Below are 21,647 nucleotides of genomic sequence, written 5' to 3' on the forward strand. Positions count from 1 at the left end.
GTCACGACCCCCGGGCGCTGCCGGGCGCGTCGGCGCCGGGCCGTAGCATCGGCCGGGTGGTCGAGCCCAAACTCGAGATCCAGATGCTCCACGACCGGGTCATGATCAAGAAGATCGAGGGCGCCGGTGAGCGACGGAGCTCGGCCGGAATCGTCATCCCGGCAACCGCACAGGTCGCCAAGCGTCTTGTCTGGGGAGAGGTCGTGGGGGTGGGTCAGCACGTGCGCACGGTGAAGCCGGGTGATCGTGTCCTCCTCGCGCCCGAGGACCAGTACGAGGTCGAGGTCGGCGGAGTCGGACACCTGGTGATGCGCGAGCGGGACCTGCACGCGGTCGCCTCCGAGGCGTCCGCCGAGCACGGAACCGGTCTCTACCTCTGACTCCTGCACGTCGCCCTCCCGAGGGTGCGGCGTGGCCAGGTACGACGGCAGTGCGGAGAGGAAGTCCCACGTCATGCCCGAGCGTCAGTCCCCGCCCGGAGAGGCCGCCGACCAGCCGGTGACCCCCGCACCGGAAGCGGGAACGGGAGACCGCGGCACGGCCGGTGAGGCCCCCGCCGCCACGGGAGAGCCGGTCCGCCCGGTGATGCCCGACCGTCGCCCCTCGCCCGGCCCGCAGGCCACGAACGACGCCGGTGCCGCGCGCCCGTCCCCGTCGCCGCGTCCGGCGGACCCCGCCGCGGCCGCCGACGGTGCCCCGCCCGCCTCGCCCGCCGCCCGCTCGGTCGCCGGTCAGGCGGTCGACCCGGAGGCCGATCCGGCCGCACGCGCCGGAGGAGCGGCGCCGGTCGCGGATGCCGTCACCCCCACGGCCTCGCAGCCGGGTGCGGGCCGGCCCGGCGGCGCCGAGGGCGCTCCCCAGGGCGACGGCGCCACCCGTCCCACGCCGACGTCCCGCCCGTCCCCCGGCCCGGTCGCACCGACCACACCGGTCACACCGGCTGCACCGACCGCACCGACCGCACCGACCGCACCGGCCGCGGCGCCCGGCGCCGCGGGAGCAGGAGCCACCGGAGCGGGAGTCGCGGGAGCAGGTGCTGCCGCAGGAGCGGGCGCCGCCGCGGCCGCGGCCGGCGCGGACACGACCCGCACGCCCGCCGGACCGGGCGCGGAGCAGCCCACCGTGGCCGGCGCCCCTCCGCAGGCCCCCGGCGCGGCGACGAACGGTTCGGCCGAGGACACGGTCCGCGTCGCCCCGCTGAGCGAACAGAACACCCAGGTCATGCCCCGCGTCGCGGCCGCGCAGGCCGGAGCGGGCGACCCCGGCGAGCGGACCGAGCGGATCCAGACGGCCGGGACGGCCGTCTTCGGCGGTGCCGCGGGCGCCCCCGGCCCCGGTGGCCCGGGCGGCCCGGGCGGCCCCGACGACCCCGGTGCGGGCGGTGGCCAGGGTGACGGCGGTTCCGGTGACGGCGACGGCGGCTCCGGCCGCACGCGCCCGACCGGGCTGATCGTCGCCGCGGCGGTGCTCGGTGTGCTGGCCCTCGGCTACGTCGGTGACCTCGTGTTCTCCTCCGGGAGCGTGCCGCGCGGCGTCGTCGTCGCCGGTCAGGACATCGGCGGGCTGTCCCGTTCGGCCGCCACCGAGAAGCTGCAGGCCGCGATCGAGCCGCGTTCGTCGGCGCCGGTCCCGGTGCAGGCCGGTGAGATCCGGAGCGAGATCGACCCGAAGGCCGCCGGCCTGCAGGTCGACTACGCGCGCACCCTGGACGAGGCCGGCCAGCAGCCGCTGAACCCGATCACCCGGATCTCGTCGTTCTTCACGACGCGCGACGTCGAGATCGTCAACTCCGCCGACGACCGCGCCGTGCGCACCGCGCTCGAGCAGATGGCGCCGCTGGCGCTCAAGGAGCCGAAGGAGGGCTCGATCGAGTGGCAGGGCGTGGAGCCCACCCCGGTCGCGCCGGAGCCCGGCCAGCAGCTGGACGTGGACGCGGCCGTCGGGGTCGTCGAGCAGCAGTGGGCGTCCGGGCAGCCGGTGCAGCTCCCGCTGATCATCGAGCAGCCGGAGACCACCCCGGCCGACGTGCAGCAGGCCATCGACGAGGTCGCGAGGCCCGCGGTGTCCGGCCCGCTGACGATCACCGGCGAGGGTGCGAACGCGACGGTCCCGCCGGAGGACATCGCCAAGGCGCTGAGCTTCACCGCGGACCCGGAGGGCGCCGCGAAGCTGAAGCCGGTCATCGCGAACAAGACGCTCGAGGACTCGGCCAAGCCGCAGCTCGCGAGCACCGAGAAGCCCGGTGTCGACGCCCAGCTGGACTTCGCCGCGAACCCGCCGCGGGTCATCCCTTCGCAGGACGGCCGCGGGATCGACTACGACGCGACGTTCACCAGCGTCCTCCCGATCCTGACCGGGGAGGGCCCGCGCCAGGTCGCGGCGGTCTACGCCCAGAAGCCTGCCGAGATCACCACCGCCGACCTGGAGTCGCTCGGCAACGCCGGTGAGATCAGCACCTTCACCACCGGCGGGTTCGCCGCGGACTCGGGCCAGAACATCCGGCGGGCCGCCGAGATGATCGACGGCCAGATCGTCCAGCCCGGCGAGACGTTCAGCCTGAACGGGGTGACCAACCCGCGGAACGCGTCCAACGGCTACGTCGAGGCCGGGATCATCGAGGACGGCCATCCGGCGCGCGGCGTCGGCGGCGGTGTCTCCCAGCTCGCGACGACGCTGTACAACGCGTCGTACTTCGCCGGCATGACCGACGTCGAGCACAAGGAGCACAGCTACTACATCAGCCGCTACCCGGTGGCCCGCGAGGCGACGGTCTTCGACAACCTGATCGACGTCAAGTTCCGCAACGAGGGCCCGACGGCCGTGCTGATCAAGACGGCCTGGACGCCCAGCAACGTCACCGTGACGTTCCTCGGCCAGAAGATGTACGACGTGACCTCCGAGACCGGTCCCCGGACCAACCCCACGGAGCCGCAGCTCGTCACCATCCCGCCGGGGCAGCCGTGCAGCGCCAGCAAGGGCTCCCCGGGCTTCACCGCGACGGACACCCGGACGCTGCGCAACGTCCAGAGCGGGGAGACCCAGAGCGAGACCAGGACGGTCAAGTACAACCCTCAGCCGATCGTGCAGTGCGGCGGCTGATCCGGTGACGATCTCCGCCAGAGGCTGACGAGACCCACGTCACGTTCGTACCCTGATCTCTCCGACGCAGCGACGCGAGGGATCGGGGTACGCCATGCGGATCGCGGACGTTCTGAAGGGCAAGGGCAGTGCGGTGACGACGGTGTCACCGGACGAGGCGGTCACCGAGGTGCTGCGCTTCATCACCGAGGGGAATCTCGGCGCGCTGCCGGTCGTCGACGGTGAACGGATCGTCGGCATCGTCTCGGAGCGGGACGTGGTCCGCCGCCTGCACCAGCAGGGCGGGGCGATGCTGAACGCCCGGGTCTCCGAGATCATGACGGCGGAGGTCGTCACCTGCTCGCCGGACGACGGCGTCGGTGATCTCGCGAAGATCATGACGGAGCGGCGGGTCCGGCACCTGCCGGTCGTCGTGGACGGTGTGCTGTCCGGGATCGTGTCCATCGGTGACCTGGTCAAGGCCCGGATCGACATGCTGGAGCAGGAGCGAGAGCAGCTCGAGAGCTACATCGCCCAGTAGGTACCGGGCAGAAGAAAGGGCCCCGGGCGGGGAGTCCGCGTCCGGGGCCCTTCCGTCTCCCGTGCGACTAGAACGCCGCCTCGTCCAGCTCCATCAGCGCGTGGTCGGCGCCCTCGACGATCGCCTTGTCCGAGGTAAGCCGCGGCAGGACGGTCTTCGCGAAGAACGACGCGACCCCGGCCTTGCCCTCGTAGAACGCGCGGTCCTTGGCGGAGACGCCGTCGGTCCCGAGCGCCTCGAGCGCGACCGACGCCTGGCGCAGCAGCAGCCAGCCGACGAGCAGGTCGCCGACCGCCATCAGCAGCCGGACGGTGTGCTGCCCGACCTTGTAGAGGTTCTTCACGTCCTCCGCGGAGGCGTACAGGTACCCGGTCAGTGAGCCGAGCATCCCCTGCACGTCGGTGAGGGCGGTCCGCAGCAGCTCACGCTCCTCCTTCAGCCGGCCGTTGCCCGCGTCGGAGTCGATGAACGCCTGCACCTCGCCTGCGACGTGCGCGAGTGCCTGGCCGTTGTCCCGGACGATCTTGCGGAACAGGAAGTCCTGGGACTGGATCGCGGTCGTGCCCTCGTACAGCGAGTCGATCTTCGCGTCGCGGATGTACTGCTCGATCGCGTAGTCCTGCAGGAAGCCGGAGCCGCCGAGGGTCTGCAGCGACTGCACGAGCTGCTCGGTGGCCCGCTCCGAGCCGACACCCTTGACGATCGGCAGCAGCAGGTCGTTGACCTTCTCGGCGAGCTCGGTGCTGACGCCACCGCCCTCGTCGCCGAGGCGGATCCGGTCCTGGAAGGTGGCGGTGTAGGTGTACACCGCGCGCATCCCCTCGGCGTAGGCCTTCTGCAGCATGAGGCTGCGGCGCACGTCCGGGTGGTGGGTGATCGTGACGCGCGGCGCGGTCTTGTCCGTCATCTGCGTCAGGTCGGCGCCCTGGACCCGCTCCTTGGCGAACTCCAGCGCGGTGAGGTAGCCGGCGGACAGCGTGCCGATCGCCTTGGTGCCGACCATCATCCGGGCGTACTCGATGACCTGGAACATCTGGGCGATGCCGTCGTGCACGTCGCCGAGCAGCCAGCCGACCGCCGGGGTGCCGTGCGCGCCGAAGGTCAGCTCGCAGGTCGTGGAGGCCTTGAGGCCCATCTTGTGCTCGACGTTCGTGACGAAGGCGCCGTTGCGCTCGCCCGACTCGCCGGTCTGCGTGTCGAAGTGGAACTTCGGGACCAGGAACAGCGACAGACCCTTGGTGCCCTGCTTCGCGCCCTCGGGGCGGGCCAGCACCAGGTGCATGATGTTCTCGGTGAAGTCCTGCTCGGCCGAGGTGATGAAGCGCTTCACGCCCTCGATGTGCCAGGTGCCGTCGTCCTGCTGGACGGCCTTCGTGCGGCCGGCACCGACGTCGGAGCCCGCGTCCGGCTCGGTGAGCACCATCGTGGCGCCCCAGCCGCGCTCGACCATGATCTCGGCCCAGCGGCGCTGCTCGTCGTTGCCGTTCTTGTGCAGGATCCCGGCGAAGTTCGGGCCGGCCATGTACATGAAGACGGCCGGGTTGGCGCCGAGCATCATCTCGGCCGCGGCCCACTGCACGGAGGGCGGGATGCCCATGCCGCCCAGCTCGTTCGGCACGCCGAGACGCCACCACTCGCCGTCCCAGAGGACCTTGTAGGCGTCCTTGAGCTCCTGCGGGGTGGTGACCGAGAAGGTCTTCGGGTCGTAGACCGGCGGGTTGCGGTCGATGGTGGCGTAGTGCTCGGCGAGCGGGCCGGTGCAGACGGTGGACAGCTCGGACAGCACGCCCTTGGCGGTGTCGACGTCGACGTCGGAGAACGGCCCGGTCCCCAGGTGGTCCTGGATCCGGAAGACCTCGAAGAGGTTGAACTCCAGGTCGCGCACGTTGCTCTTGTAGTGGCCCATCTGTCCTTCACCGCCGTTCCTGCCAGGGCCGATTCCCTTACCGGCCAGTAACCGACTCCACAGTATTACTCACCGGTAACCGAGGCAAGGCCGGGCTCTCCGCACGGCGACGCGACACGGCCGGGTGACAGGACGACCGGCGCGTCCGCCGCAGAATTTCGGACTACTGGTCGACAATCACCCGTGAGACGCACGAGGTGTGCGTGGCACGTGGGACTCGAACCGGCACCGGATCGTGCGGTGCCGCCGGAAGGGCGGACGGCGATGGGCGAACCCGACGAGCACGCCGGCCCCGGTCCGGTGCCTGCCGGGCCGGACGGTCCCGGCGCCGCGGACGCCGCCACGGGCCGCCGGCGGACGAGCCGGCGCGGGCTGCTGGTCGCCGGCGCGGCCGCGGGTGCCGGGCTCGTCGTGCCCGCGTTCGGGGGCCGTGCGCACGCGGCCGAGCCGCCGTCGCCGGTCCCCCCGCCGTCGTCGACCCGGGTGCCGGGCCCGGCCGGGATGCCGGGGCCCGCAGCCGGCGCCGGTGCGCTCGCCGAGGCGGTCCGCGCGCCCTACATCGCCCGCTGCTCGGAGTGGGGTGCCCGGCGGCCGTCGTCGCCGCCGAAGATCTGGGACCGGCGCCCGATCCGGATCCTGGTGCACCACACGGCCGGCGCGAACACGCCGGACTTCAGCGTCCCGGCGGCGCACCGGATGGCGCGCGGGATCCAGGCCTTCCACATGGACCGCAACGGCTGGCTGGACTCGGGCCAGCACTTCACGATCTCCCGGGGCGGGCACGTCCTCGAGGGCAGGCTCTACAGCCTCGGCGAGCTCAACGGTGGCCGCCGGGTCGTCGAGGGCGCGCACTCGCCGGGGCAGAACATCATCGCGATCGGGATCGAGAACGAGGGCACCTACATCGGCGTCGATCCGCCCGCGCCGCTGTGGAACTCGCTGCGCGCGACGTGTGCCTACATCTGCTCGCGATACGGCATCGCCCCCAGCGAGCTCTACGGGCACCGCGACTACCGCAACACGATCTGCCCCGGCGACCGCCTCTACGGGATGCTGCCGCGGCTGCGGAACGAGGTCGCCGGGCTGCTCGGACGACGGCTGTCGCGCACCGAGGCGACCAAGGCGACCTGGCCGTTGCTGCGCGAGGGCGACTCCGGGCCGCTGGTCGAGGCGGCACAGCTGCTGCTCCGCGACGCCGGGACGCTGCGCGGCGATCCGGACGGCCGCTACGACGACCGCACGCTCGGTGCCGTCACCGAGTTCCAGGTCCTGCACCGCGCCGAGGACGCCAACGGGCTGCTCGGCGGCGAGTCCTGGCCGGAGCTGGCGCGCACCGTGCGGGCGGGCTCGGAGGGTGACGCGGCCCGTGCGGTCGAGCTGCTGGCCCGGCACCGGAAGGTGGAGAGCGTGCCGGACGTCGTCGACCACCCGGTCTGGCAGAAGCTGCTCGGCACCGGCGGGGCACCCGTCCCGGTGGCGCAGGACCCGTCGGGCGTCGCCGACCGCTGACCGGGCGGGAGCCGCCCACCCGCTCGGACGGGTGACGCGGGCTCGCTAGTCTCCCCGGGTGCTGAACCGCTGTCCCGCCTGCGACGCCCCCGCCGCCGACCCGTTCTTCTCGGTGACCGGCCTGCCGGTGCACGGCACGGCGGTGCTCCCCGATCCGGCGTCGGCCCGGTCGGTGAGCGTCGGAGACCAGGTCCTGGTGCTGTGCGAGCGCTGCGGCACGGTCTTCAACCGCGACTTCGACGCCGGCCTGCTCGACTACACCGGCGACCACGAGGAGTCCCAGCACCACTCCCCCCGGTTCGCCGCGTACGCCGCCGAGATCACCGCGGACTGGGTGTCCCGGTTCGGGCTGGCGGGCGAGCACGTCGTCGAGGTCGGGTGCGGATCCGGCGACTTCGCCGCCGAGCTGCTCGGCGCGGGCGTCGGCCGGGTGACGGGGATCGACCCGCACTTCGCCCCGGCACGGGTGCGTGCGGAGCTGGCGGGGCGGCTGACCGCGCTCCCCGCCGAGTTCGCCAGGGACCAGGTGGAGCCGGGTACGGCCGCACTGGTCTGCCGGCACACGCTCGAGCACATCCCGGCGCTGGCCGCGTTCGGTGCCGAACTGCGCGCGGGTCTCGTCCGGGGCGGCGGGCGGGCGCTGCTGGCCGAGGTCCCGGATCTCGGCCGGATCCTCGACGAGGGCGCGTTCTGGGACCTGCAGTACGAGCACTGCTCCTACTTCACCCCGGCGACCATGCGCACCTTCCTGACCGGGGCGGGATTCTCCGACCCGGCCGTCCGGCTGACCTACGCCGACCAGTACGTCGTCGCCGAGGCAGGGCCCGACGGCACGCCGGGCACACCGGAGCTGGAGCCGCACCTGCGCGAGGCGCTGCACGACGCCTGCCACGCCTTCGCCACCCGGGTCCGCGAACAGGTCGGGCGGTGGCGGGTCTGGCTGGGCGAGCGCGCCGCGGCCGGGGACGAGGTCGTCGTGTGGGGTGGCGGGGCGAAGGGCCTGACCTTCCTCAACGTCGTCGAGGGCGACAGCGGCCTGTCCGGTGTGGACGGCCCGGCGCCGGGGGCGGTGCAGGCGGTCGTCGACATCAACCCGGGGCTCCAGGGGCACTACATGGGCGGTCTCGGGCTGCCGATCCGCGCGCCGAAGGACCTCCTCGACGCACCGCCGCGGTCGGTGCTGCTGATGAACCCGGTCTACATCGGAGAGGTGCGGTCCACCCTGGACGAGCTGGGCCTGGGATCGACGGAGCTGCTGGCGGTCTGACCCGGTGCGCCGTCAGCCGTCCCGGCGGGCCTCCGCCCGCAGGACACGGACTGCACGGACCAGGTCTTCCCGCATGCGGTCCGCCGGCTCGATCCCCGTCCCGGCCAGCACCATCGCTCCCGAGAACAGCAGCCGGGCCGCGCGGCGTGCGTCGCCGGTCAGGTCGTCGCCGCAGACCCGGTCGAAGCGCAGCTCGAAGTCCTCCACCACCGAGTTCCTGACCCGGCGCACGTCCGGGTCCCGGCCCAGGAAGACGGCGCGAAGTGCGGTGTCCAGGGCCGTCCCACCGGCGAGCCCGGCGACCAGGTCGTCGACGAACCGGGCCAGCCGCTCCTCCACCGGCGCGCCGGGGCCGGTGGGGTCCTCGTCCGGTGCTGCCCGGAGGTGGGTCAGGAACACCGCGGACAGCAGGTGCTCCTTCGATGCGAAGACCTTGTAGGCCGTCGCCGGGGAGACTCCGGCCCGTCGGGCGACGCGGCGGACGGTGAGGGTCCCCGACCCGTTCTCCGCCAGCTCGGCGGCGCCGGCCGCCAGCAGGCCGTCCCGGGTGGCCGGGGTGACCTCGCTGCGCCGGGAGATCTCCACGGGGCGAGGGTAGACGGTCGACCGAGAGGCGACCCCGTTACCTGGGGTAGCACCCTGATGGGTTAACGTGCGCCGCTGAGTGGACAGGTGTCCATTCAGCTGTCCGATCCCGACGAGGGGAGAGCCGGATGCAGGCGATCAGCCGCCGGTCGGTACTTGCCGGGGCCGCCGCCACCGGGCTCGGCCTGCTGGGGGCCGGCGCCGCGGCCGCCGCTCCCGGTCGTGTGCCCGTCCGTCGCGAAGAGCACCGGGTCGTCGTGGTCGGCTCCGGGTTCGGCGGCGGGGTGACCGCCCTGCGGTTCGCCGAGGCGGGCATCCCGGTGACGGTGCTCGAGCGCGGCCGTCGCTGGCCGACCGGCCCCGACGCCGACACGTTCCCCCGCCCGACCCGCACCCCCGACGAGCGGATGATCTGGATGGGGTCGGTCACCGACCCGCTCGACGAGCAGACGACACCGCTGTCGCTGCTGCTCGGCGGCCTCGGCCGGGGCACCCCGCTGGGGGCGCTGGGCCGCTACGTCGGTGTCCTGGAACGGGTCTCCGGCGTCGGCATGGACACGTTCTGCGCCGCCGGGGTCGGCGGCGGGTCGCTGCTCTACCAGGGCATGTCGCTGCAGCCGACCCGGGAGCTGTTCGAGACGACGATGCCGTCCGATCTGGACTACGGCCTGCTCGCGCGCGAGCACTACCCGCGGGTCGCGCGGATGCTCCGGCTGGCCACCGCACCGGACGAGCTGGTCGAGAGCCCCACCTACGCCGCCGCCCGCGCCTTCCGCCACAACGCCGAGGCTGCCGGGTACGACGTCGAGAAGATCCCGATGCCCATCGACTGGGACTTCGCGTTGCGCGAGCTGCGCGGCGAGATGGCGCCGTCGTACACCAACGGCGACTGCGCGTTCGGTGTCAACAACGGCGGCAAGCACTCGGTCGACGTCACCTACCTGGCTGCGGCCGAGGCGACCGGTCTCGTCACCGTCGCCCCGCAGCACCAGGTCACCGACGTGGCCCGGACCGCGGACGGCCGCTACGAGGTCCACGTCGACCGGATCGCGACCGACGGCACCGTCCTGGAGAGGAAGATCCTCACCACGACCGCGCTCGTGCTCGCCGCGGGCACCGCCAACACCAACCGGCTGTTGCTGCGGGCCCGCGAGCAGGGGACGATCCCGGATCTCCCGGACGCCCTCGGTGAGAACTGGGGCACCAACGGCGACCGGATCTGTACCTGGACCTCGCTCACCGACGACTTCGGATCGCCGCAGGGCGGACCGGTCGTCTACGGCAGCAAGGACTGGTCCGACCCGGCGACGGCGAACACCGTCATCCAGGCATCCCTGCCGCCGTTGCCGGACCTGCGCACCACGATGACCGTGGGCTACGGGGTCAGCGAGGGCCGCGGCCGCTACCGGTGGGACCCGGTCCGCGGGGAGGCCGTCCTGCACTGGCCCCCGGACGGCGACGCGGCACTGACCCGCCGCATCCACGAGCGGATGAACCGGATCATCGGTCCCGGCGGGGTCCTCCTCGACACCACCTACGTCGTCCCCACCACCTGGCACCCGCTGGGCGGTGCGTGCATCGGCACGGTGTGCGACGCCGCCGGCAGGGTGTACGGGCAGCGCGGTCTCTACGTCCTCGACGGATCGCTGATGCCCGGGACGACCGCGGCCTGCAACCCGTCGATGACGATCGCCGCCGTCGTCGAGCGCGCCACCGACGAGCTGGTGGCCGCCGACGCCGGCACGGTCTTCTAGGACACCGGCCTCACGGCGCCGCCAGCCGGCGCACGACGGCCAGGTCCTCCTCCGTCGCGACGTGCAGGTTCCCCGGGTCCCCCGCGACCGTCACCACCCGGTGCCCGAGCGCGGCGAGCATGCCCGAGTTCTCCACCGGGCGGGGCGCGTCGGCGTGCGCGGCCCGCAGCACGTCCGCCCGGAACGCCTGGGGCGACTGCGCCAGCCAGGTGTCCTTCTTGGGCAGCGTCTCCACCACCACGCCGTCCTCCACCCGCTGCACGACCTCCAGCATCGGGATCACCGGCACCGCACCGTCGGCACCGGCCCGCACCTCGGCGACGGCGTCGGTGAACAGCCGGTCCGCGGCGAGCGGGTGCGCCGGGTCGGCCAGCACCAGCACCGACGCCGAGTCCGGCACCACGGCCAGCGCGTTGCGCAGCGATGCCGACTGGTGGTCCCCGCCGACGGCGAGCAGGTCGACGGGCTCGCCGTCCCACACGACCCCGGGCGGCAGCACGAGCGCGACCCGGTCGCAGGTGCGCCGCGCGGCGGCGACCGTGTGGTCGACCAGCCGGAGCCCGGCCAGCTCCTCGAGCTGTTTCAGCCGCCCGTAGCGGGTCCCGCTGCCACCGGCCAGCACGATCGCCCACACCTCGTCGACCACAGGGGTGATCCTGCCCGGACCCCACAGGTCTCCCGCGGCCGCACCCGATAACCTCGGCCACTCCCCGATCGGGGGACGGGCGAGGAGGTTGCGTGAGCACAGCGGCACCGACCGGGACCGCACCGGGAACCGGCCCGCTCGCCGGTGGCCCGGTGTCGATCGCGCTCGTCCGCGCGGTGGCCGATGACCCGTCCGCCCCGCGCACCGTCGCCGTCGGCGGGCCGGCCGGGTCGGGCAAGTCCACCGTGCTCCGCGCGCTCGCCCGGGCCTGGGCCGACGCCGGTGCGGACGTCGTCGAGGGGGTGCCCGGCGGTGCACCGGACCCGTCGGCGGTGGTCGTCGTCGACGATGCGCACGAGCTCGGCGACGACGAGCTGGGCGCGCTGCGTGAGCTGGCGGGGCGCCCCGGGGCACGGATGCTGGTCGCGTTCCGGCCCTGGCCGCGCGGGCGGGCGCTGGCCCGGCTCGGCGCCGTCCTCGCCGCCGGCGCCCCGCCGCTGGTGCTGGGCTCCCTCGACGCCGCCGGGGTCGCCGCGCGCGGTGCGGGTCACCGGGGACCGGATCGCCGACGACGCGGTCCGCGCCGTCCTGGAGCGCACCGCGGGCTCCCCGATGCTGGTGGACCGGCTGCTGGCCTCCGGCGCGACGACCGGTGCGGTGCCGGCCGGGCTCGCCGAGCAGATCGGCTACGTCGTCGACGCCGAGGACCCGCGCGTCGTCGACCTCGTGACCGCGACCGCGCTCGGCGCGCCGTCCGACAGCGAGGTGCTGGTGCCGTTGCTGGGCCTCGCCGACGCCGCCGGGTCGGGCATCGACGAGCTCGACGAGCTGGTGCCGCGCGCCGCCGCGGCCGGCCTGTGCACCCCCGACGGCCGGGTGGTCCCGCTGGTCGGCGAGGTGGTGCGGGGACGGGTCGCGCCCGCCCGGCGCACCGAGCTGCGGCGCTCGCTGGCCGAGATCGAGCTCGATCGCGGGGGGAGCGTGCTCGCCGTCGCCCGGATGCTGCGCGGCTCGGGTGCGACCGGTGACCGGGCGGCCGCGGTGTTCGCCGCCGCGGCGGCCGAGGCCGCCCGCTCCGAGCACCCCGACGCCGTCCGGTTCTACGCCGAGGCCGTCGCCGCCGGGACCCCGCCGCTGGCCGTGGCCGCCCACCGGGCGGCGTCGCACCTGGTCGCCGGGGACCTCGACGGGGCGCTCGGTCACGCCGACGCCGTGCTCTCCGCGACCGACGCCGTCGAGCCCGACGACGCCGTCCGTGCCGGGTCGGTGGCCGCCGCGGTGCTCGCGCGCCGCGGCCTGCTCGCCCGCAGCGCGGAGCTCTACCGGTGGACGGCGGCGGTGGCCGGTGAGGGCATGCCCGCCGCGGCCGTCCCGGTCCTGATCGGGACCGGCGCGCTGGCCGAGGCCCGCGAGGTCGTCGACGGCGCGGGCGGGTTCGTCCCGGGCCGGGCTCCGACCCTCGTCGACGGGGCCGACGACCTCACCGCCCGCGGCATGCTCGACTCGGTCCAGGGTTCGCCGACGGCGGCGCTGTCCGGTCTGGCGCGTGCCGCAGGGTTGCTGGAGAGCGCGCACGGTGCGGCGCTGCTGCCCGACACCCCGGCCGCGCTCGCCGCGCTGGTCGCGGTGCACACCGGTGAGTTCGACGTCGCGTCCTCGGTGCTGGACCGTGCCCTGCGCACCGGCCTCGGCGGCGCCCCGGCCCGGCCGCGGCACCGGCTGCTGCTGGGCTGGATCGCGTTGCTGCGCGGGGCGACGGGGCCGGCGGCCGAGCGGCTCGCGGCCGTCGACACCGCGAGCGGTGATCGCCCGCTGGAGCCGCGCGACGAGTTCCTGGCCGCGTCGCTGCAGGTCGCGATCGCCCGCCGCAACTCCGACGTCGGCGCGCTCATGCGGTCCTGGACCCGGGCCAGGCAGGCGATCGTGCGGCACCCGGTGGACCTGTTCGTCCTGCAGCCGCTCGGCGAGCTGGTCACCGCGGCGACCCGGCTGCGCGAGGAGAGCTGGGTCCGCCCGCACCTCGACGAGGCGACCGCGCTGCTGGACCGGCTCGGGCGTCCCGCGCTGTGGGGGGCACCGCTGCACTGGGCGCAGCTGCAGGCGGCCGTCATGGTCGACGACGTCGACACCGCCCGTGCCCACACCGAGGCCCTCGAGCGGGAAGCGGGTGGAAGCCGGTTCGCCCACGCCATGGCCGCCGCGGCGCCGCACTGGGTCGGGGTGCTGGAGAACCGGATCGACGCGGCGGCCGTCGAGGAGGCGGCCCGCGGGCTGCACGCGGTCGGCCTGTCGTTCGACGGCGGCAGGCTCGCCGGGCAGGCAGCGCTGCGCACCGACGACCGGCGTGCCGTGTCCGCGCTGCTGGCCTGTGCACGGGCGCTGCAGGCGGCCGGAGCGGACGTGCGGGCCGCCCCCGCCGAGGACGCCGGTCGCGCGGAACCCGTCCCCGCCGGGCCGGGCGGCACCGCGGCGCCGTCCGTGCCACGGGGGAGCGAGCCCGCCGCGCCCTCCCCCGCCGTACCGGGGAACGGGACGGGCGGCACCGGGGAACCGGGCGGCAACGGGAGCGCGGAGCCGCCGTCGCTGCTGTCCGAGCGTGAGCTGGAGGTCGCGGAGCTCGTCGTCCAGGGCCGGACCCAGAAGGAGATCGGCGAGGCGCTCTTCATCTCGGCGAAGACCGTCGAGCACCACGTCGCGCGGATCCGGCAGCGGCTCGGCGCCGGCAGCCGCAGCGAGCTGCTGGACGGACTCCGCCGGATCCTCGAGGACCGCCGAGGCTAGTGGTGCACCGGGGCCGCGAGCAGGCCCTCGCAGCTGCGCACCACGATCCGGGCCGCCTCCGCCGAGGCCCGCCCGGTCAGCGGGCTCTCGGCGCGCCGGCGCCAGCGGCGCAGCGCGTCGGCGGCGGCGTCGTGCACGTCGCGCGGGCCCGCGCCGTCGTCGAGACCGAGCCGGGCGACCGCGGACCCGCCGTCGCCACCGAGCAGACGCTCGGCGTCGGCGAGTGCCTCCGCCGGAAAGACGATCTTCCCGGCGCGCAGGTCGGACAACGCCCGCAGCTCGACGAACTCGTGCGCCCCCGCGAGGATCCGCTCCACCTCGGCGCGCAGCGCGGCCGTGGCGGGTCGCGGCTCGCGGGTCAGCACGAGATCCACGGCCAGCAGCGCCGACCGGGACTTGAGCAGGTCCCGTCGCTCGGAGAACTGGGTGTCCAGCACCCGGCGCAGCTCGTCCAGGCCGGAGCGGCGGACGAGGTCGTCGGCCAGCGCGGAGGGGTCCTTCACCCCCTGGCGGATCAGCGTGCTCGCCAGCCGCACCCCGAACAGGCCGAACCGTTCGAGCAGCCGGACCCGGGTGGCGGAGTCGGGCCGGTCGAGCTCGGTGCGCCCGAACCGGTCCGCCGAGAGCAGCAGCGCCTCGACGTCGGCCCGCGGCAGCGCGGCCAGCTCGGAGAGCGCGACGAACTCGTCCTGCCGCATGGTCCGGGCCGTCTCGGCGACCAGCCCGGCGACGGCGACGACGGTCTGGCACAGGCCGCGCAGCTTGTCGTCGCCGCGGTAGCGGCGCGCGATCCGGCGCGCCGAGGTGAGCGCGTCGAGCCGCCCGACGCCGATCTCGTCGGCCCGGGACAGCACGGCGATCGTGTTGACCGGCGTCGCGCGGGCGACGCCGCGGTCGTGGAACGCCTCCAGGAACCGCACGTCACCGGCGTGCAGGTGGCGCATCAGGTAGACGACGGCGTCGGCCGGGGACGGCGCGTCCTCCGGGGTGAGGAACTCGCCGGCCCGGGCCGAGGTGTCCGACGACAGCGACGCGATGCCCGGGGTGTCGATCAGGTTGGTGCGCCGCAGGTGCTGCGACGGCCAGTCGACGAGCAGCCGGTCCACGTTCTCGACCGGTGTGCCCTGGAGGTCGATCCGCAGCGCGCCGTCCCGGCGGGACAGGGTGAGCGGGCGCTCCGGGCCTCCGCCGCGGGGCCGCATCCGGACGCCGGGGGCGGCCGCGTCGGCGTACCAGGTGACGATCCGGGTGCACTCGCCCGCGTCGGTGGTGGCGATCCGCTCCCCGACCAGCGCGTTGAGCAGCGTCGACTTGCCCGCCTTCACCTTGCCGGCGATCGCGACGCGCAGCGGCTCGTCGAACCGCTCCAGGTGGTGCCGCAGCCATCCCGCGGCCTGCGGCGAGTCGCCGTAGACGTCCAGGGTGTTCCGCAGCAGCGTGCGGGTCTGGTCGGTCAGCGCGCTCACGACGACGCCTCCACGGTCGCGGCGAGCGAGCGGGCCCGCTCGGCGAGCCCGCCGACCCGCTCCAGCTCGGCCTCCAGGTCGGCGACCCGCTTCTGCCGCTCCTTGTCGTCCTTCATGGCGGTCTGGGCGGCCGTGACCGACTCCTTGAGGGACTCCGAGAGCTCCTCGGCGAGCACCGTGAAGTGGTCGCGGAGCTCGCGCTGGATCTGGCGCAGGTTGTCCCGGGAGTCCTTCCCGACCTGGAACGTGACCTCGTCGATGTGCCGGCGGACGGCGTTCTTGGAGTCGGCCTGCCTGCGCTGCACGAGCCGCTTCTTCTCGTCCCGGACGGTCTTGGCGCCGAAGAGCAGCCCGGCGCCGATGGACAGCGGGTTGAGCAGCGCGAACCCGGCGAACGTCGACGCCAGGCCGAGCATCAGCAGGCCGCCGTAGCCGCCGCGCATCCCGACGAACAGCTTCTGGCCGGGGCCGAAGTTCTCGCTCGCCGGCAGCTCCAGCGCGTCGACCTTCCCGGCGACCGCGCCGCCCGCGATCCGGAGATCGGGCAGCTGGACGTCGATGTCCTCGGCGAAGTGGTCGGCGACCTGCTCGGCCAGCCAGCGGGCCCGCTCGGTGGTCCACACGAAGTTCTGCGCGACGGCGTGCGAGACCTGCTTGTGGAACCACTCCGCGAACTGCTCCCAGATGTCCGCCGGGTCGGCGTCCTCCAGCAGCTGCTCGGCGTCGCGGGACACGGCGCGGAGCCGGTCCCGCAGGTCGTACTCGATGTCGGCGATCAGGTCGGCGACGCCGTCGTTCAGGGTGGTCTGCCAGCGCGCCGACCGCTGCCGCAGCGCGTCGACCCGGGACCGGGCCGCCTCGAGGTCCTTCGCCAGCGCACCCGCCTTCTCCGGGTCGTTCTGCGACATCAGCTCGGCGCGCATGCTCGACTCGAGCGACTGGCAGGTGACGAGCACGTCCTGGCTGGTCGAGCGGCGGCTCAGGTCGTCGGCCCGGGACACGACCTTGCGCAGCAGGAAGCTCACCAGCGCCTGGAAGCCGGACTCGGCGATCAGGTCGAGGTCCTGGGTACGGGCCGCGTGCAGCCGCAGCGCCGACGACACCGGCAGCAGATCGGCCTCGATCCGGGCGTTCCGCAGGTGGCCCTCGTCGAGCTCCACGATCCGCCGCCAGTGCGGGTAGAGGTCGGTCTTGGTGACCACGCACGCGACGTTCGGGCACAGCTTGCGGGCGGCCTGCAGGAAGTCGATCTCCGGCGAGGTGTACTCCTGGCTGGCGTCGGAGACGAGCAGGACGGCGTCCGCGGTCGGCAGCGCCGACATCGTCGCCGCCCCGTGCGCGGAGCCCAGCCCGCCGACGCCGGGGGTGTCGACGAGGACGAGCCCGCTCTGCAGCAGCTTTCGCGGCAGGGTGACCTCGGCGCGGGTGAGACCGGACCGGTTGCCGGGGTTGCCGCCCTCGGAGACGTGGTCGGCCAGCTGCTCCAGCGGGACGGGCGTGCGCTCGGCCCGCTCACCGCCCGCCTCCTCACGGACCAGGGTGACGGTGGTGTCCTCACCGAACCGGACCAGCGTGGGGACGGCGGTCGCGATGTCGTCGTCGACCGGGCAGACGGTCGCGTTGACCAGCGCGTTCACCAGCTGGCTCTTGCCCTGCTTGAACTCGCCGACGACGAGCACCCGCACCGCGGGGTCGGTCAGCCGGGTCTTGGCCTGGGTCAGCCGAGGCGCGAGATCGGGGCGGTCGTAGGCGGAGACCGCTTTCAGGGCCAGGTCGACGAGGCCGACCGCCTCCGGTACCGCCACGTGCCGACGCCCCCCACATGCTCGTGCTCCGGAGCGGTCCGGGTACCGCTCGTCACGTTCCTGTCATGGATACACGAACGCCATCGGCCCCGGTCACCCACGTGGGGGTGACCAGGGCCGATGGGCCGTGCGGTCCAGCGCACTGCTCCGGAGAGCAGGTGCGACATCCTATCCCGAAGAAGGGATCAGAGGATGTCGACCGCCAGGTTCGCGTTCACGTCGTTGTGCGACAGCAGGTCGTTGTGGGTCTCGCTGTTGTCGACGACCGACGTGTCGTTGTCCTGGCTGAAGTCCTGGTTGTAGGAGTCCGAGACGTCGGTCGAGGTGCTGGTGTTCGTCTCGGTCTCGTTGAACGAGCCGGTGGCGTCGTGCGAGCCGGAGGCGTTGCCGCCGACCGCGACGGCCGAGCCGTCGTCGGCGGAGACGTCGCCGACCGTGGTGGCGTCGCCGTCGCCGAAGGCGATCGTGTTGTCGTCGCCCTTCACCACGTTGTTGCCGTCGCCGACGACGTTGTCGTCGCCGGTGGTGATGGTGGAGTCGGAGATGTCCCGGCCGGCCGCGACCGAACCGTCACCGGACGCGACGACCGAGTTGGTCTCGATGTCCTGGCGGAAGTCGCCGCCGCCGGTGTCGATGTTCTGGTTGATCGAGTTGTCGACGATGGTGTCGCGGTCGTCGACGTTGTAGGTGTAGTGGTTGTTGGTCACGTACTTGTCGAGGTACTTGACCGGGTCCTCGCCGTGCTCGACCGGCGGGGGCGGCGGGGTGTGGTGGCCGCCGCCGGAGTGGCCGGAGCCACCGGTGTTGTAGCTGCGGTCGAACGACACGTCGTCGTTGTCCTGGGCCAGGACGATCGCGTCCCGCACGTCGTCGGCGGAGACCTCGGACAGGCCGCACTGGGCGAGCAGGCCCTGCGGGTCGTCCTTGAACTCGGCCAGCAGCTTCGGGTCCTTCAGCAGGTCCAGGATGAACTGGATCAGCGACTTCTCAGCGGACATCACGCGCTCCTCGGGAGGTGTCGTCGCGCTCGGGCGCGCGACGGAGGTTCGGAAGGGGGGAGGTGAGCGGGCCGGTGTCGGGAACCGGCCCGCTCACCGGGCGGGTGGGCCGGATCAGGCCTCGACGCCGAGGTCGATCGAGTTGTGCGAGCCCACGTGGGTGTGGGTCTCGCTGTTGTCCTCGAAGCGCGAGTCGTTGTCCTGGCTGAAGTCCTGGTTGTACGAGCCGTCGATCGAGGTCTCGTTCGTCGTGGTCGTGGCGGTCTCGTTGAACGAGTTCGTGGCGTCGTGCGAGCCGGAGGCGTTGCCACCGATGGAGACGGCCGAGCCGTCGTCGGCCTTGACGTCGCCGGTGCTGGTGGCGTCGCCGGAACCGAACGCGATGGTGTTGCCGTCGCCCTTGACCACGTCGTTGCCGTCGCCCACCACGTTGCCGTTGCCGGTCGTGATCGTGGAGCCGTCGATGTCGCGGCCGGCGGCCACCGCGCCGTCGCCGGAAGCGGTCACCGAGTTGGTCTCGATCGACTGGCGGAAGTCGCCGCCGCCGGTGTCGATGTTCTGGTTGACCGAGTTGTCGACGATGGTGTCGCGGTCGTCCACGTCGTACTCGTAGAAGTTGTCCGTGACGTGGACCTTCTCGCCGGCGGCGTGGTGGTGGCCGCCCTCCTTGCCACCGTCCCACTTCCAGCCGCCCTTGCCGCCGTCCCAGTCGAAACCGGTGTCGTAGTTGCGGTCGAAGGAGACGGTGTCGTTGTCCTGGGCGATCAGGACGGCGTCGCGGACGTCCTCGGCGGTCAGGTCGCCCAGGCCGTAGTGCTCGAGCGCGGCCTGCGGGTCGTCCTTGAACCAGTCCCGGAGCTGGATGTTCTCGTCCTTGTCCGGGCCGAGGCCCAGGAGCATGCGGACGAACTCGATCAGGGTCACGTCGTGGGCGTGGTCGGCCATGGTCGCCTCCGGGGCTTCGGTGGTTACCGGCTCGAGGGCGTCGGCCGGTGTTGACGAAAAAGCTAGGCAGACCGGACGCGACGGCCATCGGGGATCGTTCCGGGTCCCGATGGGGGCCCCTAGGGGATCGCTCCCCCTCTGCGAATTGCTGCGCCGCACGGGCTAACGCCGGGGCGGCAGCGATCGATGGGTCTCGGGAAGGGGCCGACGCCTGCGGCGTCGCGCGCCACCGGATGCGGCGGGTCGGGGGATTCGGCGCCGACGAGGGGAAGGGACATGTCCTACCTGCTCGGGATCGACCTGGGCGCCACCGTGGTGACCGCCGCGGTGCTGCACGGCAGCGCCTGCGACACCCGTGCGCTGCCCGCCGTCCTCGTCGCGACCCCGGCCGGTGACCTCCTCTGCGGCGAGCCCGCACGCCGCCGCGCCGCCGCCGACCCGGACCGGGTCGCCCGCGGTTTCCTCGAGCGGGTCGGCGACCCGACCCCCCTGTCGCTCGGCGGTGTCCCGTACCGCGCCGAGGACCTCTGCGCCCGCCTGGTCCGCTTCCTGGTCGACGAGATCGGCGCCCGGCACGGCGGGGCGCCGTCCCGGATCGGGGTGACCCACCCGGTGTCCTGGGGCCGGCACAAGCGCGACCTGCTCGCCGCCGCGCTCGACCGGCACGGCCTCACCGTGTCCCTGGTCGCCGCACCGCAGGCGGTGGCGCTCGCCCACCGTGACGGCGCGCCGGGCGACCGGCCGCTCGCCGTCGTCGACCTGGGCGGGAACGGGTCGACCGCGACCGTGCTCGCCCCCGCCGGGCCCGGCGTGCTCCCCGCCGTCTCCGGGCGGACCGAGGCGTGCCGGACCGGTGGCGCCGACGTCGACGACGCCGTGTTCGCCTTCGTCCGGGGCGCCACCCCGGACCTCGCGGCCGCGTTCGACGCCCTCGACACCGACGACCCGCGGGTGCTGGCCGCCCTCACCGCGCTCCGCGACGACTGCCGGGCCGCCAAGGAACTGCTCTCCCGCGACACCGTCGCGACCGTCGGCGTGGACCTGCCGGGGGTGCGGACCTCGGTCCGGATCCACCGCTCCGACCTCGACGAGCTCGCCCGGCCGCTGGTCGAGCCGCTCGCCTGGCCCGTGGAGGAGGCGCTCGCCGCCGCCCCGGACGCCGAGGTGCTGCTCGCCGGTGGTGCCGCCCGGATGCCGGCGGCCGTCCAGGTGCTGTCGGCCGCGCTCGGCCGCCCGCTGGCGGTCGCCGCGGACCCGGTGCACGGGGCCGCGCGGGGTGCCGCTCTCGCCGTGGCACCGGGTGCGGGGACGTCGTGGCCGGGTGTCCGGATCGCGCCCGTCCCGGCGGCCGGTCCGGCGACGTCCCGGATCCCGGCGCCGCGGGGGCCCGAGCGCGCCGTACCGGTCGGTGCGGGTGGCGTCCCCGCGCCGCGCGAGGCGGCGACCGCCTCGCCGTGGGCCCCGCCCGGCGTCCGTACGGAGACGGTGGCCGAGCGGGACGGGGGAACGGCCGTCGGTCTCCTGGACGCCGCGACCGGGCCGCTGCCCGCGGTCCCCGCCCGCCGCGGCGCCGCGCTGCCGGACGGGCGGGCCACCCTCCCGGCGGCCCCGGTCCGCCCGTCGCTGCGCACCGCGGCCGCGCCGGTCACGGGGGTCGCGCCGGCCCTCGACCGGCTCGCGGCGCCGGAGCGGCCCGCGCCGGACACCCTGGTCACCCGGGACGCCGACCGTGCCGTGGCCGCCCGGTCGCAGCTCCGGCAGCGGATCCTGATCGGGGCCGGTGGGCTGGCCGGGATCGCCGCGGTGGCCGGCGCGATCCTGTTCTGGCCGACCCAGCCGTCGTTCGGGGAGCTCAGTGCGGCCCCGACGCTGCCGGACACCACCTCCGCCGCCGCCCCGGCGCCCGTCGTCCCGGGGGCACCGGCCGCCGCGGGGCCCGCAGCGGCACCGGGGACCGCGTCCCCGGGGACCGCGGGCGCGACGGTCGCGGCGCAGGCCGGGAAGCCCACGGCGAACGCCTCCCGGGGCGCTGCGGCCAACGCTCCGGCCGCGGCAGCACCGGCCCGTCCGGGAACGCCGGCTCCGGTCGTCCCGCCGCCGCCTCCCGCCGCCGTGCCGGCACCGCCGGTGAAGCAGGCACCTGTGTCGCCCGGACCCACCGTGAACCCTCTGCCCAGCACCCCGCCGGTGACAACGCCTTCCCCGACGGAGGGCGAGCCGGTGGACCCGGGCCCGACCACCCCGCCACCGGCGACCGGCACCACCACCCCGGTGCCTCCGGCACCGACGACCGCGGGTACTCCCGCGTGACCCCCGATCACCCACTGCGCTGCGGTGACAGCGGCGAGTGACCCCCACCCCGCCCG

The 21,647-nt window shown here is 74.3% G+C and carries 15 protein-coding genes; 8 read left to right on the plus strand and 7 right to left on the minus strand.

Annotated elements, in window-relative coordinates:
- Nucleotides 1-56 precede the first annotated feature (56 nt).
- The 3 genes from AD017_RS13795 to AD017_RS13805 all read left to right on the plus strand — a co-directional run bounded on the left by AD017_RS13795 (nucleotide 57) and on the right by AD017_RS13805 (nucleotide 3,619).
- Nucleotides 57-380, plus strand: a complete 324-nt coding sequence (locus AD017_RS13795; RefSeq protein ID WP_010236182.1) for a co-chaperone GroES — start codon at nucleotides 57-59, stop codon at nucleotides 378-380.
- Nucleotides 381-453: 73 nt separating this feature from the next.
- Nucleotides 454-3,099 carry a VanW family protein gene (locus AD017_RS34515; RefSeq protein ID WP_145984051.1) on the plus strand — a complete coding sequence of 882 codons (2,646 nt, stop codon included), beginning with the start codon at nucleotides 454-456 and terminating at the stop codon, nucleotides 3,097-3,099.
- Between the two features lie 94 nt (nucleotides 3,100-3,193).
- The gene (locus AD017_RS13805) at nucleotides 3,194-3,619 is read left to right on the plus strand and encodes a CBS domain-containing protein (RefSeq protein ID WP_010229623.1); all 426 of its coding nucleotides are present in this window, start codon (nucleotides 3,194-3,196) and stop codon (nucleotides 3,617-3,619) included.
- Between the two features lie 67 nt (nucleotides 3,620-3,686).
- Here AD017_RS13805 and AD017_RS13810 read toward each other — a convergent pair whose 3' ends face one another.
- Nucleotides 3,687-5,525, minus strand: coding sequence for an acyl-CoA dehydrogenase (locus tag AD017_RS13810; RefSeq protein ID WP_060574461.1), 1,839 nt, complete (start codon nucleotides 5,523-5,525; stop codon nucleotides 3,687-3,689).
- 264 nt (nucleotides 5,526-5,789) lie between these two features.
- On the opposite strand from AD017_RS13810, the gene AD017_RS35325 reads away from it, so the two are divergent.
- Together AD017_RS35325 and AD017_RS13820 are read left to right on the plus strand one after the other, a co-directional pair.
- Nucleotides 5,790-7,034, plus strand: coding sequence for an N-acetylmuramoyl-L-alanine amidase (locus AD017_RS35325; protein WP_060574462.1), 1,245 nt, complete (start codon nucleotides 5,790-5,792; stop codon nucleotides 7,032-7,034).
- 58 nt (nucleotides 7,035-7,092) lie between these two features.
- Nucleotides 7,093-8,301, plus strand: a complete 1,209-nt coding sequence (locus AD017_RS13820) for a class I SAM-dependent methyltransferase (RefSeq protein WP_060574463.1) — start codon at nucleotides 7,093-7,095, stop codon at nucleotides 8,299-8,301.
- A gap of 12 nt (nucleotides 8,302-8,313) precedes the next feature.
- Here AD017_RS13820 and AD017_RS13825 read toward each other — a convergent pair whose 3' ends face one another.
- Nucleotides 8,314-8,886 carry a TetR/AcrR family transcriptional regulator gene (locus tag AD017_RS13825; RefSeq protein ID WP_010235800.1) on the minus strand — a complete coding sequence of 191 codons (573 nt, stop codon included), beginning with the start codon at nucleotides 8,884-8,886 and terminating at the stop codon, nucleotides 8,314-8,316.
- Between the two features lie 128 nt (nucleotides 8,887-9,014).
- Here AD017_RS13825 and AD017_RS13830 point away from each other — a divergent pair, with 128 nt between their 5' ends.
- A complete protein-coding gene (locus AD017_RS13830; RefSeq protein ID WP_060574464.1) occupies nucleotides 9,015-10,640 on the plus strand; it encodes a GMC oxidoreductase in 1,626 nt (541 codons plus the stop codon).
- 10 nt (nucleotides 10,641-10,650) lie between these two features.
- Here the strand turns inward: AD017_RS13830 and AD017_RS13835 are convergent, their stop codons facing one another.
- Nucleotides 10,651-11,286, minus strand: a complete 636-nt coding sequence (locus AD017_RS13835; RefSeq protein WP_010235791.1) for a 2-C-methyl-D-erythritol 4-phosphate cytidylyltransferase — start codon at nucleotides 11,284-11,286, stop codon at nucleotides 10,651-10,653.
- Nucleotides 11,287-11,826: 540 nt separating this feature from the next.
- On the opposite strand from AD017_RS13835, the gene AD017_RS36280 reads away from it, so the two are divergent.
- Nucleotides 11,827-14,067 carry a helix-turn-helix transcriptional regulator gene (locus AD017_RS36280; protein ID WP_060574465.1) on the plus strand — a complete coding sequence of 747 codons (2,241 nt, stop codon included), beginning with the start codon at nucleotides 11,827-11,829 and terminating at the stop codon, nucleotides 14,065-14,067.
- Here the strand turns inward: AD017_RS36280 and AD017_RS13845 are convergent.
- The 4 genes from AD017_RS13845 to AD017_RS13860 all read right to left on the minus strand — a co-directional run bounded on the left by AD017_RS13845 (nucleotide 14,064) and on the right by AD017_RS13860 (nucleotide 19,281).
- A complete protein-coding gene (locus tag AD017_RS13845) occupies nucleotides 14,064-15,533 on the minus strand; it encodes a dynamin family protein (RefSeq protein ID WP_060574466.1) in 1,470 nt (489 codons plus the stop codon). The genes AD017_RS36280 and AD017_RS13845 overlap by 4 nt on opposite strands.
- Nucleotides 15,530-17,338: a dynamin family protein gene (locus AD017_RS13850; RefSeq protein ID WP_010223742.1), complete on the minus strand. Its 1,809-nt coding sequence runs from the start codon at nucleotides 17,336-17,338 to the stop codon at nucleotides 15,530-15,532. Before AD017_RS13850 ends, AD017_RS13845 begins: the two co-directional genes overlap by 4 nt.
- Nucleotides 17,339-17,523: 185 nt before the next feature.
- Nucleotides 17,524-18,336 (minus strand): IniB N-terminal domain-containing protein, encoded by an 813-nt coding sequence (locus tag AD017_RS13855; RefSeq protein WP_010223740.1) that lies wholly within the window; start codon nucleotides 18,334-18,336, stop codon nucleotides 17,524-17,526.
- Between the two features lie 114 nt (nucleotides 18,337-18,450).
- Complete coding sequence (locus tag AD017_RS13860) at nucleotides 18,451-19,281, minus strand: hypothetical protein (RefSeq protein WP_060574467.1); 831 nt, start codon at nucleotides 19,279-19,281, stop codon at nucleotides 18,451-18,453.
- 276 nt (nucleotides 19,282-19,557) lie between these two features.
- Here AD017_RS13860 and AD017_RS13865 point away from each other — a divergent pair, with 276 nt between their 5' ends.
- The gene (locus AD017_RS13865) at nucleotides 19,558-21,591 is read left to right on the plus strand and encodes an Hsp70 family protein (protein WP_060574468.1); all 2,034 of its coding nucleotides are present in this window, start codon (nucleotides 19,558-19,560) and stop codon (nucleotides 21,589-21,591) included.
- The last annotated feature ends 56 nt before the right edge of the window (nucleotides 21,592-21,647 follow it).

Origin of the sequence: Pseudonocardia sp. EC080619-01, from assembly GCF_001420995.1 — a bacterium.
Taxonomy (GTDB): domain Bacteria; phylum Actinomycetota; class Actinomycetes; order Mycobacteriales; family Pseudonocardiaceae; genus Pseudonocardia.